Origin of the sequence: Haloarchaeobius baliensis (assembly GCF_052060055.1) — an archaeon.
GTDB classification, from domain to species: Archaea; Halobacteriota; Halobacteria; order Halobacteriales; family Natrialbaceae; genus Haloarchaeobius; species Haloarchaeobius baliensis.
In genome coordinates this window covers 661,310-676,199 of record NZ_JBPPFR010000001.1, presented here as the reverse complement: position 1 = coordinate 676,199, position 14,890 = coordinate 661,310, and the positions used below count along the sequence as shown (strand labels likewise).

The 14,890-nt window shown below is 69.6% G+C and carries 15 protein-coding genes; 7 read left to right on the top strand and 8 right to left on the bottom strand.

The window, feature by feature from the left end:
• Window positions 1-20 precede the first annotated feature (20 nt).
• The 3 genes from ACSG06_RS03470 to ACSG06_RS03460 all read left to right on the top strand — a co-directional run bounded on the left by ACSG06_RS03470 (window position 21) and on the right by ACSG06_RS03460 (window position 3,048).
• Window positions 21-1,337, top strand: a complete 1,317-nt coding sequence (locus tag ACSG06_RS03470) for a tRNA pseudouridine(54/55) synthase Pus10 (RefSeq protein WP_440988872.1) — start codon at window positions 21-23, stop codon at window positions 1,335-1,337.
• A gap of 586 nt (window positions 1,338-1,923) precedes the next feature.
• Window positions 1,924-2,565, top strand: coding sequence for a ribonuclease HII (rnhB, locus tag ACSG06_RS03465; protein ID WP_440988871.1), 642 nt, complete (start codon window positions 1,924-1,926; stop codon window positions 2,563-2,565).
• Window positions 2,566-2,622: 57 nt separating this feature from the next.
• Window positions 2,623-3,048, top strand: a complete 426-nt coding sequence (locus ACSG06_RS03460) for a universal stress protein (protein ID WP_440988870.1) — start codon at window positions 2,623-2,625, stop codon at window positions 3,046-3,048.
• Between the two features lie 17 nt (window positions 3,049-3,065).
• Here ACSG06_RS03460 and ACSG06_RS03455 read toward each other — a convergent pair whose 3' ends face one another.
• Together ACSG06_RS03455 and secF are read right to left on the bottom strand one after the other, a co-directional pair.
• Window positions 3,066-4,637, bottom strand: coding sequence for a preprotein translocase subunit SecD (locus ACSG06_RS03455; RefSeq protein ID WP_440988869.1), 1,572 nt, complete (start codon window positions 4,635-4,637; stop codon window positions 3,066-3,068).
• A complete protein-coding gene (secF, locus tag ACSG06_RS03450) occupies window positions 4,634-5,539 on the bottom strand; it encodes a protein translocase subunit SecF (RefSeq protein WP_440988868.1) in 906 nt (301 codons plus the stop codon). Before secF ends, ACSG06_RS03455 begins: the two co-directional genes overlap by 4 nt.
• A gap of 172 nt (window positions 5,540-5,711) precedes the next feature.
• Here secF and ACSG06_RS03445 point away from each other — a divergent pair, with 172 nt between their 5' ends.
• On the top strand, window positions 5,712-6,029 hold the full coding sequence (locus ACSG06_RS03445; protein WP_440988867.1) for a DUF7968 family protein: 318 nt from the start codon (window positions 5,712-5,714) through the stop codon (window positions 6,027-6,029).
• 16 nt (window positions 6,030-6,045) lie between these two features.
• Here the strand turns inward: ACSG06_RS03445 and ACSG06_RS03440 are convergent, their stop codons facing one another.
• Entirely contained in the window at window positions 6,046-6,519 is a 474-nt protein-coding gene (locus ACSG06_RS03440) for a DUF5812 family protein (RefSeq protein ID WP_440988866.1), read from the bottom strand.
• A 63-nt stretch (window positions 6,520-6,582) separates the two neighbouring features.
• A complete protein-coding gene (locus ACSG06_RS03435) occupies window positions 6,583-7,101 on the bottom strand; it encodes a DUF8056 family protein (RefSeq protein ID WP_440988865.1) in 519 nt (172 codons plus the stop codon).
• A gap of 559 nt (window positions 7,102-7,660) precedes the next feature.
• Here ACSG06_RS03435 and gatD point away from each other — a divergent pair.
• Entirely contained in the window at window positions 7,661-8,908 is a 1,248-nt protein-coding gene (gatD, locus tag ACSG06_RS03430) for a Glu-tRNA(Gln) amidotransferase subunit GatD (protein WP_440988864.1), read from the top strand.
• A 2-nt stretch (window positions 8,909-8,910) separates the two neighbouring features.
• A complete protein-coding gene (locus ACSG06_RS03425; RefSeq protein WP_440988863.1) occupies window positions 8,911-9,861 on the top strand; it encodes a GNAT family N-acetyltransferase in 951 nt (316 codons plus the stop codon).
• 563 nt (window positions 9,862-10,424) lie between these two features.
• Here ACSG06_RS03425 and ACSG06_RS03420 read toward each other — a convergent pair.
• Genes ACSG06_RS03420 through ACSG06_RS03410 form a run of 3 tightly spaced genes read right to left on the bottom strand, consistent with a single transcriptional unit; the run spans window position 10,425 to window position 13,164 of the window.
• Window positions 10,425-10,721: a ubiquitin-like small modifier protein 1 gene (locus ACSG06_RS03420; protein ID WP_440988862.1), complete on the bottom strand. Its 297-nt coding sequence runs from the start codon at window positions 10,719-10,721 to the stop codon at window positions 10,425-10,427.
• A gap of 20 nt (window positions 10,722-10,741) precedes the next feature.
• Window positions 10,742-11,914 carry a DUF8167 domain-containing protein gene (locus ACSG06_RS03415; RefSeq protein WP_440988861.1) on the bottom strand — a complete coding sequence of 391 codons (1,173 nt, stop codon included), beginning with the start codon at window positions 11,912-11,914 and terminating at the stop codon, window positions 10,742-10,744.
• The gene (locus tag ACSG06_RS03410; RefSeq protein ID WP_440988860.1) at window positions 11,911-13,164 is read right to left on the bottom strand and encodes a potassium channel family protein; all 1,254 of its coding nucleotides are present in this window, start codon (window positions 13,162-13,164) and stop codon (window positions 11,911-11,913) included. The genes ACSG06_RS03415 and ACSG06_RS03410 overlap by 4 nt, the downstream gene beginning before the upstream one ends.
• 130 nt (window positions 13,165-13,294) lie before the next feature.
• Between ACSG06_RS03410 and ACSG06_RS03405 the strand changes: the two genes are divergently transcribed.
• On the top strand, window positions 13,295-14,482 hold the full coding sequence (locus tag ACSG06_RS03405) for an NAD-binding protein (protein ID WP_440988859.1): 1,188 nt from the start codon (window positions 13,295-13,297) through the stop codon (window positions 14,480-14,482).
• On the opposite strand, the gene ACSG06_RS03400 is transcribed toward ACSG06_RS03405, so the two are convergent.
• On the bottom strand, window positions 14,479-14,883 hold the full coding sequence (locus ACSG06_RS03400; RefSeq protein ID WP_440988858.1) for a DUF7522 family protein: 405 nt from the start codon (window positions 14,881-14,883) through the stop codon (window positions 14,479-14,481). The two genes, ACSG06_RS03405 and ACSG06_RS03400, sit on opposite strands and share 4 nt — an antisense overlap.
• Between the last annotated feature and the right edge of the window lie 7 nt (window positions 14,884-14,890).

Below are 14,890 nucleotides of genomic sequence, written 5' to 3'. Positions count from 1 at the left end.
ACAGCGCCGCACGCACAGGTATGGACGACTTCGACGACGCGGTCCGGGCCATCCTGGCGACCGGACCGGTCTGTGACGCCTGTCTCGGGCGGCCGTTCGCGGACCGCAGCTTCGGACTGACGAACGCCGAGCGGGGCAAGGGGCTGCGCGTCTCGCTCGCGCTGGCCGAGGACGAGCCGTACGAGGCCGTCGACGCCGACGAGTGCTGGGTCTGCGAGGGCCTCTGCGGGCGCTTCGACGAGTACGCCGAGCTGGTCGCCGACGGGCTGGCAGACATCGAGTTCGAGACGTACCAGGTCGGCACGCGCGCACCGCCGCTGGTCGAGGAGAACGACCGACTCCTGCGCGAGGACGCCGGGATGGAGCCCGACGCGGGCGAGCTGTTCAAGAGCGAGTTCAACCGCGAGGTCGGCAAGCGCGTCGGCCGGCTCACCGACACGGAGGTCGACTTCGAGCGCCCGGACGTGCTCGCGCTGGTGAACCTCGACGCCGCCGCCGAGGAGCCCTCCAGCCACGCGGTCGAGGTGCAGGTGAACCCGGCGTTCGTCTACGGGCGCTACCGCAAGCTCGAGCGCGACATCCCGCAGACAGAGTGGCCCTGCCGGGAGTGCGGCGGCTCCGGCGTGCAGCTCGGCGACGACGGTGAGGAGCCCTGCGACCACTGCGGAGGCTCGGGCTACCTCTACGACATGAGCGTCGAGGAGCACGTCACGCCACACGTCCTCGAGGCGATGGACGGCGACGAGGCGCTGTTCCACGGCGCGGGCCGGGAGGACGTCGACGCGCTCATGCTCGGGACGGGGCGGCCGTTCGTCGCGGAGGTCAAGCGCCCGCGGAGCCGCGACCCCGACGTCGCGGCCCTCGAGGAACGCATCAACGAGGATGCCGCGGGCGCCATCGAGGTCGAGGGGCTCCGGCTCGCCACCCACGAGATGGTCGAGCGCGTGAAGGAGCTCGACGCCTCGAAGACCTACCGCGCCGCCGTCGAGTTCGACGATCCCGTCGACGCTGACGCGCTCGCCGACGCCGTCGCCACGCTCTCCGGCACGACGGTCCGCCAGCACACCCCCCACCGGGTCGACCACCGGCGCGCCAAGCTCGACCGCGAGCGCACCGTCTACGAGATCTCGGCCGAGCTGGAGGACGACCGCCACGCCACCGTCGACGTCCACGGCGAGGGCGGCCTCTACATCAAGGAGCTCATCAGCGGCGACGAGGGCCGCACGGAACCCTCGCTCGCCGGGCTGCTCGGCGTCGGCGCGACCGTCACCGCGCTCGACGTGCTCGCCGTCGAGGGCGAGGACGAGCCGTTCGACGACCCCGCGTTCCTGCGGTAGCGGGGCAACTGTTTTTGTCGTGCGAACCGTTGTCATGGTTCGAGGGGTCACCCAATGTGCCACCATGATATCGAGATAGAACACACCGCCATCGAGGACATCGAGGACGACAGCACCGACGAATCCACCGACGACGAGCCGGTGGAGCTGCCCGCTGCCGACGACTGAGTACACCTGCACTTCTTTCGAAACCTGAGTACAGACGGCGAGCGACGGCTGTCGGATCAGCCGGGTGGCGCGCGGCTGGCGAGACGGTGCGAGCGCAGCGAGCACGTCGAGCCATCCGCGCGAGGGATGAGCACCGGAGGGAGCGCTAGCGACCGAGGAGCGCAATCGGCTGGGGAGGCGTGAGGTGCGGTGGGTGGGACTGAAAGGGGCTGGTCGCTCGACGAACCCGGACCCGACAAGCACCGCAGGCACGAGGAACGCAGTCGTGGTCCCGGGAGTCGAGCGACCGGGGGCTTTCCGGCTGTTTGCGGTTCCAGTTGTACTCGGAGAGAGTCGGACGTCCATCTCCAGCCCACGACTGAACAAGGCAACAGGCAACGAAAACGACCAATACACCAGCAGATGAAACGACGTTCCGATGCGATTCGGTGTCGACGAGGCCGGCAAGGGACCGGTGTTCGGCTCGATGTGGGCGGCCGCCGTGGTCGTCCCCCGCGCCGGCATCCTCCCGGACGGCGTGGACGACTCGAAGCGGCTCACCCCGGAGCGCCGCGAGGCACTCGCCAGCGAGATCCGCGCCGACGACCGGGTCCGGGTCGGGGTCGCCGAGATCACGCCGGCGCGAATCGACGACCCCGGGACGGACATGAACTCGCTGACGGTCGCAGCGCAGGCCGAGGCGCTGGACGACGCGGGCGTCGACGAGGCCCGGGGCGTCGTGGACGCGGGCGACACCGACGCCGGGCGGTTCGGCCGCCGTGTCGCCGACGCCGCGGCGGGGGACGTTCACGTCGTCCCGGCCCATCGCGCGGACGAATCGGACGCCGTCGTCGCGGCGGCGAGCATCGTCGCGAAGGTCGCCCGCGACGCCCAGATGGCCGCGCTCGCCGACGAGTACGGGGCGGTGGGGTCTGGCTACCCGAGCGACGGCACCACACGGGCGTTCCTCGCCGACTACGTCGCGGAGACCGGCGAGCTGCCGCCCTTCGCCCGGGAGTCGTGGTCGACGTGTGCCGACGCGCTGGCCGCCGCCGAGCAGGCCGGACTGGACGAGTTCTGAGCGGCCACGCCGTCGCCCTGAGCAACCCCTTTGACGCTGGCGGGGCAACGTCGTGCCATGTACGACGAGATCCTCTTCCCGACCGACGGCAGCGAGCCGAGCATGGAGGCGTTCGAGTACGCCGTCGACCTCGCCGAGACGTACGGTGCGCGACTGCACGTGCTGTACGTCGCCGACACGAACCGCGACAGCGTCACGACCGTCGGCGGCGAGGTCGTCGACGCCCTCGAATCGGAGGGCGAGCGCGTCGTCGCCGACGTCGAGGAGCGCGCCAGAGAGCACGGCGTCGAGACCGTCACCGAGGTACTGCAGGGCGACCCCTCGACGACCATCCTCGACTACGCCGACGACCGCGGGGTGGACTGCATCGTGATGGCGACGCGCGGGCGCTCCGGGCTGACGGGGCTGCTGCTCGGGAGCGTCACGGACCGCGTGGTCAGACAGTCGTCGATGCCGGTGCTGGCGGTCAGCAGCGACGAGTAGGAGAAGACGGGACCGCGCTACTCCTCGACCGACAGCGCGCGCAGGATGTCACCGTAGGCGGGCCGGGTGACGAGCACCCCGATGAGCACGCCCAGGATAGTGACGATGGCGAACCCGCGCAGGTCGCCGAGGCTCAGCACCGCCAGCGGCGACATCGCGATGATGGTCGTCGCCGCCGCCGCGCCGATGACCCAGAACGCCTTGCGGAAGCGCGACTGGAACACCCGCGCGGAGCTGACGTCCCCTTCGGCCATCACCTCGTCGGCGATGATGATGAGGTCGTCCACCCCCGTCCCGATGACGGCGATGAACCCGGCGATGTGCGACAGGTCGAGCGGGAGCCGGACGGCGGCGACGAACGCGAGCAGGAGCACGACCTCCGCCAGCGCCGTCAGCACCATGGGCACCGCGACCCGGGGCTCGCCGTAGCGCAGGTAGACGACGCCGCTGACCGCGAGCACCGCGATGATACCCGTGATGAGCGAGTTCGTCTTGAATCGGTCGGCGAGTGCGGGCTCCAGCGTGTACACCTGGCGACCCTCGGTGTCGAGCGGTGCGCGGAGCGAACCGGCACGGAGACCGATGGCGATCGTCTGGGCCTCGCTCCGGTTCTGTGCCCCCATCACGAAGCGGGGGTCGTCCTGGAACGAGCCATCCCGGATGATATCGGCGAAATCAGGGTCGAGCGAGTGTGAGGAGGCCACCTCACCGTCCACGACCGTCAGCAGACAGTAGCCACGGTCGTTCTTCTGGGCACCGCCACAGGCTCTCGAACCAGCACCCTCCGTCGTGAAGTCGTTCTCGTTCATCACTCGGCTGAACCGCTCCGCGCCCTCCTGGTTCAGCACGACCGGAACGACGTAATCACTGGCGGAGTTCGGGCCACCCACCTCTGGACTACCGACGTTGTCGATCCCCTCGCGGGTGACCAGCGTCGTCTCCTCCATCGTGCCGTTGGCGCCCGGGTACCGCGCGACGAGTTCGACCGAGCCGCGCTGGCCGACCAGCCGTTCCAGGTCCTCGGCGCCCTGGTTCGGTGCCTCGACGACGATGTAGTTCTCGCCCTGGGGCGTCGTCGCGACGCGTGCCGACCCCGCGGTGAGGCCGGATTCGGCCAGCTTCCGGTCGAGCGTGTCGACGATCTGCTGGCGGGTGTCCGCGGTGACGCCGTCGCGGATGTCGCCGTCACCGAACTCTCCGCCGTCGCTCGTCCGGAAGCCGACCTGGTTCAGCACGGTCGCGAACTCGGACTCGCTGACCGAGTCGTTGAACACCTCGACGGTGCCGACGCCCGACTGGTCGTCCACCTGGAAGTAGACGTCACGCGTCGGGATGCTCAGGTTCTCCGCCATCGCCTGTCTGGCCTGGCCCTGGTCCTGCCCCGCGAAGCTCACGTCCTCCGCGGTCATCCCGACGACCGGGGCGCGCAGTCGCGTCCCGCCGTCGAGCTGGATGCCGTACTGCAGGTTCGACAGCTGGTTGTTGCCGCCGTCGCCGCCGCCGACGACGCCCGGCACGAACAGGACGACGCCGCTGGAGACGAGCATGATGGTGAGCAGGATGACCCGCCAGTTCTCGCGGACGTTCATTCCGGGGTCACCTCCCCGAGCTTGTACCAGCGAAGCAGACTCAGGTTCAGCATGTACGTGTTCATCAGGTCGGCCGCCAGTCCGAGCACCAGCACCAGTCCGATGGAGGCCATCAGGTCGATGCCGAAGATGGTCGCGGTCACGGCCATGACGGCCATCGCGGACATCGACGTGAGCGTCATCGTCACACCGGTGTCCATGGCCCGTTTGGTGCTCTCGTAGAACCCCCCGGACCGACGGAGGATGTGGTTGTTCAGCAGGATGTCGGAGTCGACGGAGTAGCCGACGAGCATCAGCAGCGCGGCGACGGTCCCCAGCGAGAGCTCGATGCCCAGCAGGTTCATCACCGCCAGCGGGATGACGATGTCGGAGAACGCGGAGATGACGATGGCCGCGGACGGGACGAACGTCCGGAACAGCCCGAACGCGAGCAGGCTCATCCCGGTGAACGCGACGACGAGCCCGATGATGGCCGTGTTCTGTGCGCCGGACGCGAACGCGGGCGACACCGTCTGTCTGGAGAGCACGATCTCGCACTCCTCAGGGTTCGAACACGCGGGCTCCAGGTTGTTCGTCGCCTGCCGGTCGAGCGTCGAACCGTTCGTCTCCGGCCCGAACGTGACGACGTAGGTCGGGTTGTTCGAGGTCGGGTCGCGGACCTGCTGTGTCGACAGCACCTCGGCCTCGAACGCCTGGTCGATCTCGCCTCTCGGCGTGTCTGTCTGTACCGTGAGTTCGGTCCCACCGGTGAAGTCGGTCCCCAGCGACACCGGCGTTCCGAACATGACGTACCACCCGGCGATAACCACCAGCGCGACGGCGAGGACGGCGAGGGGCACCGCCGCAAGCTGGCGATTCGAGTACCGGGTGTAGTCGACTTCCGGTACCTCGAACTTGCTCATGAAGCCCGGTCGGACATCAGCCCACCTAAGCCTTCTTATCTTTGGCGGCTCCGGCTGTCGAAAAGACCGGGGGAGGACCGTCATACCGCCGTCAGGTCGGCTCGGCAGCGGCTGGACGCGCGCCACACCGACCCGGGTCACCCTTTTGGGCGGCTGGCACCTGTGTTCGAGTATGAGCACCCACGCGACCCGCGTCGTCCTCTCGTACCCCACGAACCTCTCGGACTGGAGCCGCCAGCAGGTCGACACCGGCCACTACCACGCCTGGCTCCGGCGCACCCACGACGAGGTCCACGTCGGCGACGTCTGGGAGGAGTTCGTCGACGTCGGCTGCTGTGGCAGCACCTACGACGTCCCCCTCCGCGTCGAGGAGGTCGAGGGCGGTGCCACGATGGGCCCCGACACCGAGATCGAGTACACCGTCCGCGAGGCCTGCGAGATCGGCGGCGGCTGGAAGGTCCAGAGCGCCGCCGGTCCCGCCGGCGAGTAGAGACAGTCCGTCCGCGTCAGTCCGGCAGGTACCGCACGTTCAGCACGCCCGCATCGGCGTCGCTGCGCACCTCGACCCGCACCGCGCCCACGCGGGCAGCCCGCGCGATGGTCTCCTCGTCCGCCAGCACGTCCTCGACCGCGTCGTCCACCTGCGCCGGCGGCACCGAGAGCACGTGGATCTCCCCCGTTCCGGCCCGCTCGACCCGTTCGAGCTCGCCGGCGGACTGCGATTCGGCGATCTCCATCGCCTGCTGGGTCGGCGAGAGGTCGCTGTCCACCAGCTCGACGGTCCGGCGGTACGACTCCTCGACGACCGTCCAGACGACCTCCATCGGCGGCTCGGCTTCGAGCGTCGCGCCCACCACGTCCAGTCGCTCGTAGTCGTCGTGCTCCGAGAGCGTGTGAATCTGGCCCGTCTCCACGTCCCGCAGGATGGCCGACTCCGCGTCCGCCTCCGTGACGAGGAACGTCCCTGTCTTCTCGGTCATACCCACGGGTAGACGGTCGAGCCATTTCCGGATTTCGTCACGTGCTCGTCGGTGCGACCCGCGCTATCGCGCCAGCCGCTCCACCGCCACGATGAGGACCACGCCAAGCACCGGCGGCACGAACGCGTAGACCGGGTCCAGCGCGTAGCAGAACTCCACGAACGCGCCCAGCAACGGCGCATCCGGGGCCGGGTCCCGGTACTCCGCCGGCGCCGACACAAGCAGCGTCACGTACAGCGACGCGAGGAACGCGAACCCCGAGAGCGCGAGGAGGAAGTCCGTCCGCCGGCTGCTGGCCCCGCGTCCGGCGCGCCGCGCCGCGTAGAACGGCGGTGCCAGCAGTGGCGCGACCATGAGCATCCCCAGCCACGGCAGCATCGCCCGGGAGAACGTGTTCAGCTCCCCCTGCCCCAGCGTCCACTTCACCCACTGCGGGATGGCGAGAACGAGGAGCAGCGCGATGAACAGCGAGGCGACCGTCCCGACGACGGTGTAGGCCCGCAGGAGGTACGACTCGCTCCGCACACCCTTCGCGACCGAGCGCCTGATGACGCTGTACCTGCCGGTCGACTGCTCGCTCATTGGTGGTGGTTCGGACCGGGGCGAGATAAGCCCCGCGACAATTACTGGGAGTTGGGTGCATCTGTGTGTTCTGCGTCCAGTCCGTCGGAGAGACAAATTCGGATAGTGACAGCCAGAAAGCCCCGTCAATCGTGGGAACCGATTGACCGACAGCAGCCCGAAAGCCCCGAGCGTCTCGACTCCCGCGGCTCGTTGTGGTCCTCGTACCTGCGGTCCTCACGTCGCCGGGGTTCGTCGAGACGCTCGCCCCTTTCAGTCCCGCCCGACAGCCCCGCACGGCACCTCACGCCTCCCCAGCCGATTGCGCTCCTCGGTCGCTAGCGCTCCCTCCGGTGCTCATCCCTCGCGCGGATGGCTCGCGGCCTCGCGGGGCTCGGCACGCTCGCCAGCCGCGCGCCACCCGGTTGGGTGGAGGATGTTGCAGGCCAAGTTTACAAATATTGTAAACCTCGGAGCCGAGATAGTCGGGGCGTTCCGGCTGTTCGCGGTCAGGTGCGGCACGGCGGAAAATCGAGACGGAACGGATGGCTTTACGTCCGACCGAGGCGAAGCCGGAGCCATGAACCCAGGCGACCGCGTCCGCGTCGAGCGGGCGGACAGAGAGTACGAGGGCGTGTTGCTCCCGTCGTCGACAGGCGACCAGCTCGTCGTGAAGCTCGACGGCGGCTACAACGTCGGCATCGACCGCGAGGGAGCCGAGACCGAGGTGCTCGAGTCGGACGTGTACCAGATCGATTCGGCACAGGACGAGACGGAGTCCTCCGCGGTCGAGTTCGACGAGGACCTCCCCACCATCGCACTCATCTCCACCGGTGGGACCATCGCGTCGACCGTCGACTACCGGACCGGCGCGGTGACCGCGCGCTTCGACGCGGAGGACGTGCTTCGGGTCGTGCCTGACCTCGCGGGCCGCGCGAACTACCGGGGCCGTGTCGTCGCGAACATCCTCTCCGAGAACATGGAGGTTCCAATCTGGCAGGACCTCGCCGAGGCCGTCCACGAGGAGATCGAGAACGGCGCCGACGGCGTCGTCGTCATGCACGGCACCGACACGATGCAGTTCTCGGCGTCGGCGCTCTCGTTCATGCTCGACACGCCGGTCCCCATCGTGTTCACGGGCAGCCAGCGCTCGGCGGACCGGCCCTCGTCGGACAACGTGATGAACGCGGTCTGTGCCGTCGAGGCGGCGAAGGCCGACGCCGCGGAGGTCATGGTCTGCATGCACGCGAGCGAGAGCGACGACGTCTGCGCGCTCCACCGCGGCACCCGCGTCCGGAAGAACCACACCTCGCGCCGGGACGCCTTCGAGACGGTCGGCGCGGAGCCGCTCGGCGTCGTGGACTACGACAGCGAGACGGTCGAGTTCCACGGCGAGTACGCCGAACGCGGCGCGACCGACCTCGACATCCAGCCCGACCTCGCCGAGGATGTCGAGCTGGTGAAGTTCACGCCGGGCATGGACCCCGCGTTCTTCGAGCTCTGTGCTGGCAAGGACGGCCTGGTCATCGAGGGCACCGGGCTCGGGCACGTCCACAGCGACCGCATCGAGCAGCTGGAGTCGCTCGTCGACGACGGCACGACGGTCGTCATGACCAGCCAGTGCATCGAGGGCCGGGTCTGCGACCGCGTGTACGACACCGGGCGCGACCTGCTCGACGCGGGCGTCGTCGAGGGCGAGGACATGCTCCCCGGCACCGCGAAGGTGAAGCTGATGTGGGCGCTCGCGAACGCGGACGACGTGGCGGCGACGATGCGGACGCCGCTCGCCGGCGAGATCACCGAGCAGTCCCGGCCGTGGCAGGCGTGACGATGGAGCTCGACCGCCGCGAGGACGTCACCTACCGCCGCGCCACGCCCGAGGACCACGACGACGTGGTCGCGTTCACCAGCGACACCTGGGCCGACCGCGACGGCAGCGACTACATCCCGCGCATCTACCACGACTGGATCGAGACCGAGGACGAGTACGACGAGCAGTTCACCTGCGTCGCCGAGGTCGACGGGACCGTCGTCTCCATCGCCCAGACCGTCCTCCTCTCCGAGCGCGAGGCCTGGTGCCAGGGCATGCGCACCGCCCCGGACTACCGCGGCGTCGGCATCGGCCTCGAGCTCACCCACGAGATGTGGGACTGGGCGCGCGACCAGGGCGCGACCGTCGCGCGGAACATGGTGTTCTCGTGGAACGTCATGGGCCTCGGCCACTCCCGCGGTGTCGGCTTCGCCCCCGAGACCGAGTTCCGGTGGCTCGAACCCGACCCCGACCCCGACGCGACGGGGCCGCTCGACACCACGGCGGACCCGAACGCGGCGTGGACCTACTGGACCGACTGCGACGCCCGCGACCACCTCAACGGCGTCGGCCTCGCCATGGACGAGTCCTGGGCGGTCGTCGAGCTCACCCCCCAGCTGTTCGAACGCGCCACCGACGAGACGATGCTCGCCGCCGTCACCTCGCCGACCGGCACCCGCGGCGTCACCTATCGCGTCCGGGACTACGACCGCGAGGACGACGACGGCGAGACCCACCACTTCGCCGAGTACGGCGTCGCCGCCTGGGACGACATGGACGCCGCCCGTACCCTCGTCGCCGCCATCAAGCGCGACGCCGCCGCCCTCGACGCCGACCACGTCCGCATCCTCATCCCCGAGACCGTCGACTACGTCAGCGACGGCTCCCTCCTTCGCTCGGGCATCTCCGACGAACCCGACTTCGTGATGGCCGCCGACCTGACCGCCGACTACCGCGCGAACCACGGCTGAGCGAAGGTTGGGATCAGGAATTCTGCTGATTCGGTAACGACGAGACTGCAGAGAACACTTCGAAAGCCCCCGCTTTCAGTCCCACGCCGTAACTGGATGATTCCCGGCGCGACGCAGAGAGTGACCACGAGTTCGAACCGCAAATTGACCAACCGGCTGGCGCGCGGCCCCACTCGTCGCCGAGCACCGCGAGGCGGCGAGTGGACGCTCGCGCGAGGGACGAGAAGCGTGGTTCGAGAGAGCTTCGCTCTCTCGTCATTGCCGGACTACGTCCGGCTGGCAGCCAGAGATCGGAGATCTCTGGCCACATCACGAAAGACGCCTCCGGCGTCTTTCGAACGACAGCGAAGCGAGCATCGGTCACGAGACGCTTGCGTCTCGTGAGCCCGCCGGAAATCTCCGATTTCCGGTTAGCAGACAGAAAGCTCCGCTTTCTGTCCACATCCAGCGAGAGCTTGCTCTCGCGCGACAGCGAGGCCCGGGAGCTGAGCGCCTCGGGGCTTTCGAGATGGTTTCAATTCCCATCAAGCAAATCACATCACGGTCTACACGAAAACTCGATTCTAGCCGCCACTCACGGGCGGGAACAGCGCCAGCTCCGCGTCCCCGCCGATTCCAGTTGCAAGCCCGTCACCCGTCACGAACACGTCGGCTCCGTCGAGCAGGACGTTCACGTCGGGCGCAACACCATCGCGAGAACCTGTTTCACCGTCGGCCAGCACGCGCTCGCGGAGCTCCGGATGCGCCTCGAACAGGGCGTCGAGCGCGTCGCCGACGGTCGGGTCGTCCTCCGCCACGTCGACGCGCACCTCGTCGGTGCCGGCGCGCTCTGCGATGTCCGCGAACAGCTTCCACTGCATGGACGTATCGTACGACGCCGTCAGGAAAGCGGTTTCGCCTCCTCGCCGCGGGCGCGGGCCTCGAACCGACGGAGCGCCTCGGGCCGTTCGACGACGTACAGCGTCGAGCCCGCGAGCAGTTCGGTGCCCCGGGGCGGCGTCGCGGTGATACCGCCCTCCGGACCGCGGATGGCCGCCAGCGTCACGTCGAGGTCGCCGACGGTCCTGCCGACGAGCTCGCTTCCCTCGGCGAGTTCGACCGCGCTCATCGTCTCGTCGGCGGCGCGCAGCAGCGACGCGAACTCCCGGTCGGCGGCGGGCTCGGTCGGGAGCGTCACCAGCCGATAGGTCGTCGACGCAGAGAGCGCCCCGGCGTCCGTCTCGTCGACGGCGAGGGTGACCACGTCCGTCTCCGTCGTCGCCCGGAGCTCGCCGGTCGCGCGACGGACCAGCCCGTCCTCGTCGGTGCGCTCCCAGAGCTGCACCACGTCGCCCGGGCTGGCCGCGTTGGCGGGGTCGGCCTGCACCGCGACCGCGACGGTTCCGGGGGCGAGGGTCGGCCCGAGTCCCGCGGCGCGGGAGCCAACCGCGAGGTACTCGACGGTGCCGTCGGCCTCGAGCTCGACGTCGACGTGGCCGACGCCGTAGTCGTCCTTCAGGCGGGTGACGACACGGTCGCGCAGGTCCGCGACGGTGATGCGTCGCGGGAAGACGAACGTCGTGCCGGCGAGCTCCGACTTCACCTCGGGGTCGACCGGGTCGTAGCCGTCGATGTCGTCGATGTCGTCGGGCAGGGTGACGGTGACGACGCGGCCGACCGCGCGGACGAGCTGGGAGACCTCGCGGTCGAGCTTCGCCGTCCCGGTCACGGCGAACGCGTTCGCGGCGACGCCGTCCCCGATGCGACGCCCGAGCCCGGTCCCGAGCCCGGCGGCGACGAACGTCGCGACGGTGACCAGCGCCGTCGTCTCCGCCGGGAGCCCGGTCTGGTTCTGCATGACCAGTTCGAGCGTCTGCTGCGTGTTGAGCACCAGCGCGACGGCGCTGACGCCGAGGAGGATCGAGACGCCCTCCGGGACCCGCTCGCGCGTGTACCAGCGGTAGGCGATGGCGACGACCAGCGCGACCGCGGTCGAGAGCGCCGTGAGGCCGACGATACCCACGCCCGCCGCGACGGGGTCGATGGAGCCGGGGTCGACCTGCAACACGGTCATGCCACCGCCTCCACGAAGGCCGTGAGCGCTGCCTGTCGACCGACGGCGAACAGCTCGTCACCGGCCGAGAGTTCGGCATCGCCCCGCGGGGAGAACGACCACCGGCGGTCGCCGCTTGTCTCGTCGGGTGGATGCCGAAGCGCGAGCACGGTCACGTCGTAGCTGTCGCGGATGGTCGCGTCGCCGATGGTGGTGCCGTCGAGCGGGCCGGTCGCACGCACCGACACCTTCCGGAACCGCTGGCCGGACCGACGCAGGAGCGAGACGAGCTCGAACTCCCGCCGGGTCCCCCGCGAGGCGACCGCGACCTGCGCACGGTCGACGCCGAGCAGCGTCCGGGCCTGTTCGCGAGAGACCGCGGCGGTCAGTCGCCCCTCGCCGCCGGTCGTCGTCGGCGCGGTCGGTGCGGGGACCGGCGTCTCCTCGGCGCCTCCGTCCGTCGCCACGCCGTCGTCGTCTGGGACGGGCTTCGGTGGGGCGGATGGCTTCGAGCCCCCGCTCTTCGCGCTCAGGAGGGTGCCGTCTATCCGCGTGTCGCCAGTGTCGATGACCACGGCATCACCGCGGGCCGCCCCGGTCGGCAGCAGTGCTGAGACGGAGACTGCACGCTTGCCCGGTGGGACGCGACGCGAGAGCCCGCTCGCCGGCGGGGCGGCCGCGATGGTCGCCCGGCCCTGCGTGTCGAGTGCCACCGCCGCGTCCGCGAGGTCGTACTCGGTCTTGAGCCGGTCGACGAGCCGCGATTCGAGCTCCGGAAGCGGGAGGTCCGCCGGGAACGACCACGACCCGTCTGCGATGGTCTCTCGGAGGTCCGCGGGCAGCGGCGGGTAGCCCTCCATGTCGCGGACGGGACCCGTCGACCGCAGCGTCACCTTGCCGACCCCGCCGACGATGTCCACCACGTCGGCGGAGATGTTGCGCCGGCGGAGCGACGCGAGCGTGACCCGCTTGGGCATCGACCCACCGAGCCTGTCCCCCTGGCTGTGTGCCCACAGCGAGAGCATCATGATGATCACCACGGCGACGAGCAGCTGCGGCGAGCTCGACACCGTCGGGTCGAGCAGCCCCATCAGGCCGCCGTTGATGCCGGCGATGGCGACCGAGAGCACCACCACCCCGAGCCCGGGGAGGGTGACGCCGGTCACGTACTTGAACAGGAAGCCGAGCGAGCCCGAGACCAGTGCCGGGATGATACCCGTGAGCAGCCCGAGGTAGATGCCGTAGAGGATTTCGACGGGAAGCGACGCCATGTCCCTGCCCTTGGCGGCCGACGGTAAATCGGTGTCGCCGTCGGGCACCGGTGCCGGAAGCCGTATAGCGGACCCGAAATCGAGTGCCGACACCGCGACCCTTTTGAGGCGGCCCGACCACAGCCGCGGTATGGGACTGCTGGACAGGTTGACGAGCGCACGACTGCCGGTCGCGCTGACCGCCGCGTCGGCGGTCCTCTCCATCGCGACCGGCATCGCGAGCATCGGGACCACACAGCCCGGGCCGCTCGCGACGTACGTCCCCGAGGTCGTCCAGCAGACCGCCGGGTTCACCGGAGCGATGACCGGCTTCCTGCTGCTGTTGAGCGCCTACGCGCTGCGACGGCGGCGACGGGGCGCGTGGTACAGCGCGCTGCTGTTGCTCCCGCTGACGGCCGCGCAGGGGCTCCTGCAGGCGAGCACGTACTCGTATCCGCTCGTCGCGCTGTCGCTGCTGGCGATCCCGGGGCTGCTGGTCAACCGTCGGCGGTTCGACCGGAAGCTCTCGCTGTCGACCTCGCAGCTGGCCGCCGGCGTCATCCTCGCCAGCGTCCAGCTGTACGGCACCGTCGGCGCGTACGCGCTCCGCGAGGAGTTCCCCTCGATCCGGGAGGGGTCCGCCGGGCTGGTCGACGCGTTCTACTACACCATCGTGACCGCCAGCACGGTCGGCTACGGCGACGTGACGCCTGCCCCCACGTCGACCCGCGGGAAGCTGTTCGCGCTCTCGGTCGTCGTCCTCGGCGTCGTGAGCTTCACGGTCGCGCTGGGGACGCTGCTCGCACCGCTGCTCGAGGCCCGGTTCCAACGCGCACTTGGGAGAATGACAGAGACACAGCTCGACCTGCTCGAAGACCACGTCATCGTCCTCGGCTACGGGGACCTGACCGAACCGATCCTGAACGAACTCACCGACGCGGCCGTCCCGTTCGTCGTCATCGTGCCCGACCAGGCACGTGCCGCCGAGCTCTCGGACCGCGGGATGAACGTCATCACGGCGGACCCGAGCGACGAGGAGCCGCTCGAACGCGCCCAGCTCGCCGACGCGGTCGCCGTCGTCACCGCGACGAACAACGACGCGGAGGACGCGCTCGCGGTGCTGACCGCCAGACAGCTCCGGCCGGACATCCGCATCGTCGCGGCGGCAACCGACCGCGAGAACGTCGCGAAGCTCAAGCGGGCGGGCGCCGACACCGTCATCAGCCCGGCGGCCATCGGCGGCCACCTGCTCGTCGAGTCCGCGCTGGGCCGCGGCGACACGGAGGACGTGGCCAAGAAGATCCTGACGGACGAAGGGGCCCCCGAGTCGGACGATTAGTCCTCGGCGAGCAGCTTCCGGAGCGTCGTCGCCACGTCCTCGAACGCGTCGATGTTCATCTCGTCCGTGGTCGCGACGACGCCCACCTCGCCGACGATGACCCGGCAGAGGTAGCCGTGGTCGAACACGCGGACCGTGAAGCGATACGTGCCGAGTGATTCGCCGGTCGCCCCACCCTCGAACGACCGGTACGTCTCCTGCGAGGTGAACCCGAGCCGCTCGTTCTCGACGATCTCCGCCTTCACGTCGCGGAGATCGGGCTCGACCGCCCGCAGGTCGGAGCGGACGTAGCTCAGTGACCACTCCTCGGGCGTGAACAGGATGACGGACCGGAGTGTGTCGCCGAAGCCGGTTCGACAGGCCGAGACGAGGCGCTCCTCGAGTTGGTCTGATACCACCATGGTACGT

What these genes read in the sequence shown, in the direction of transcription:
- ACSG06_RS03470 (WP_440988872.1), top strand. Translation starts at nt 21, where the DNA reads ATGGACGACTTCGACGACGCGGTCCGGGCCATCCTGGCGACCGGACCG.
- rnhB (WP_440988871.1), top strand. Translation starts at nt 1,924, where the DNA reads ATGCGATTCGGTGTCGACGAGGCCGGCAAGGGACCGGTGTTCGGCTCG.
- ACSG06_RS03460 (WP_440988870.1), top strand. Translation starts at nt 2,623, where the DNA reads ATGTACGACGAGATCCTCTTCCCGACCGACGGCAGCGAGCCGAGCATG.
- ACSG06_RS03455 (WP_440988869.1), bottom strand. Translation starts at nt 4,637, where the DNA reads ATGAACGTCCGCGAGAACTGGCGGGTCATCCTGCTCACCATCATGCTC.
- secF (WP_440988868.1), bottom strand. Translation starts at nt 5,539, where the DNA reads ATGAGCAAGTTCGAGGTACCGGAAGTCGACTACACCCGGTACTCGAAT.
- ACSG06_RS03445 (WP_440988867.1), top strand. Translation starts at nt 5,712, where the DNA reads ATGAGCACCCACGCGACCCGCGTCGTCCTCTCGTACCCCACGAACCTC.
- ACSG06_RS03440 (WP_440988866.1), bottom strand. Translation starts at nt 6,519, where the DNA reads ATGACCGAGAAGACAGGGACGTTCCTCGTCACGGAGGCGGACGCGGAG.
- ACSG06_RS03435 (WP_440988865.1), bottom strand. Translation starts at nt 7,101, where the DNA reads ATGAGCGAGCAGTCGACCGGCAGGTACAGCGTCATCAGGCGCTCGGTC.
- gatD (WP_440988864.1), top strand. Translation starts at nt 7,661, where the DNA reads ATGAACCCAGGCGACCGCGTCCGCGTCGAGCGGGCGGACAGAGAGTAC.
- ACSG06_RS03425 (WP_440988863.1), top strand. Translation starts at nt 8,911, where the DNA reads ATGGAGCTCGACCGCCGCGAGGACGTCACCTACCGCCGCGCCACGCCC.
- ACSG06_RS03420 (WP_440988862.1), bottom strand. Translation starts at nt 10,721, where the DNA reads ATGCAGTGGAAGCTGTTCGCGGACATCGCAGAGCGCGCCGGCACCGAC.
- ACSG06_RS03415 (WP_440988861.1), bottom strand. Translation starts at nt 11,914, where the DNA reads ATGACCGTGTTGCAGGTCGACCCCGGCTCCATCGACCCCGTCGCGGCG.
- ACSG06_RS03410 (WP_440988860.1), bottom strand. Translation starts at nt 13,164, where the DNA reads ATGGCGTCGCTTCCCGTCGAAATCCTCTACGGCATCTACCTCGGGCTG.
- ACSG06_RS03405 (WP_440988859.1), top strand. Translation starts at nt 13,295, where the DNA reads ATGGGACTGCTGGACAGGTTGACGAGCGCACGACTGCCGGTCGCGCTG.
- ACSG06_RS03400 (WP_440988858.1), bottom strand. Translation starts at nt 14,883, where the DNA reads ATGGTGGTATCAGACCAACTCGAGGAGCGCCTCGTCTCGGCCTGTCGA.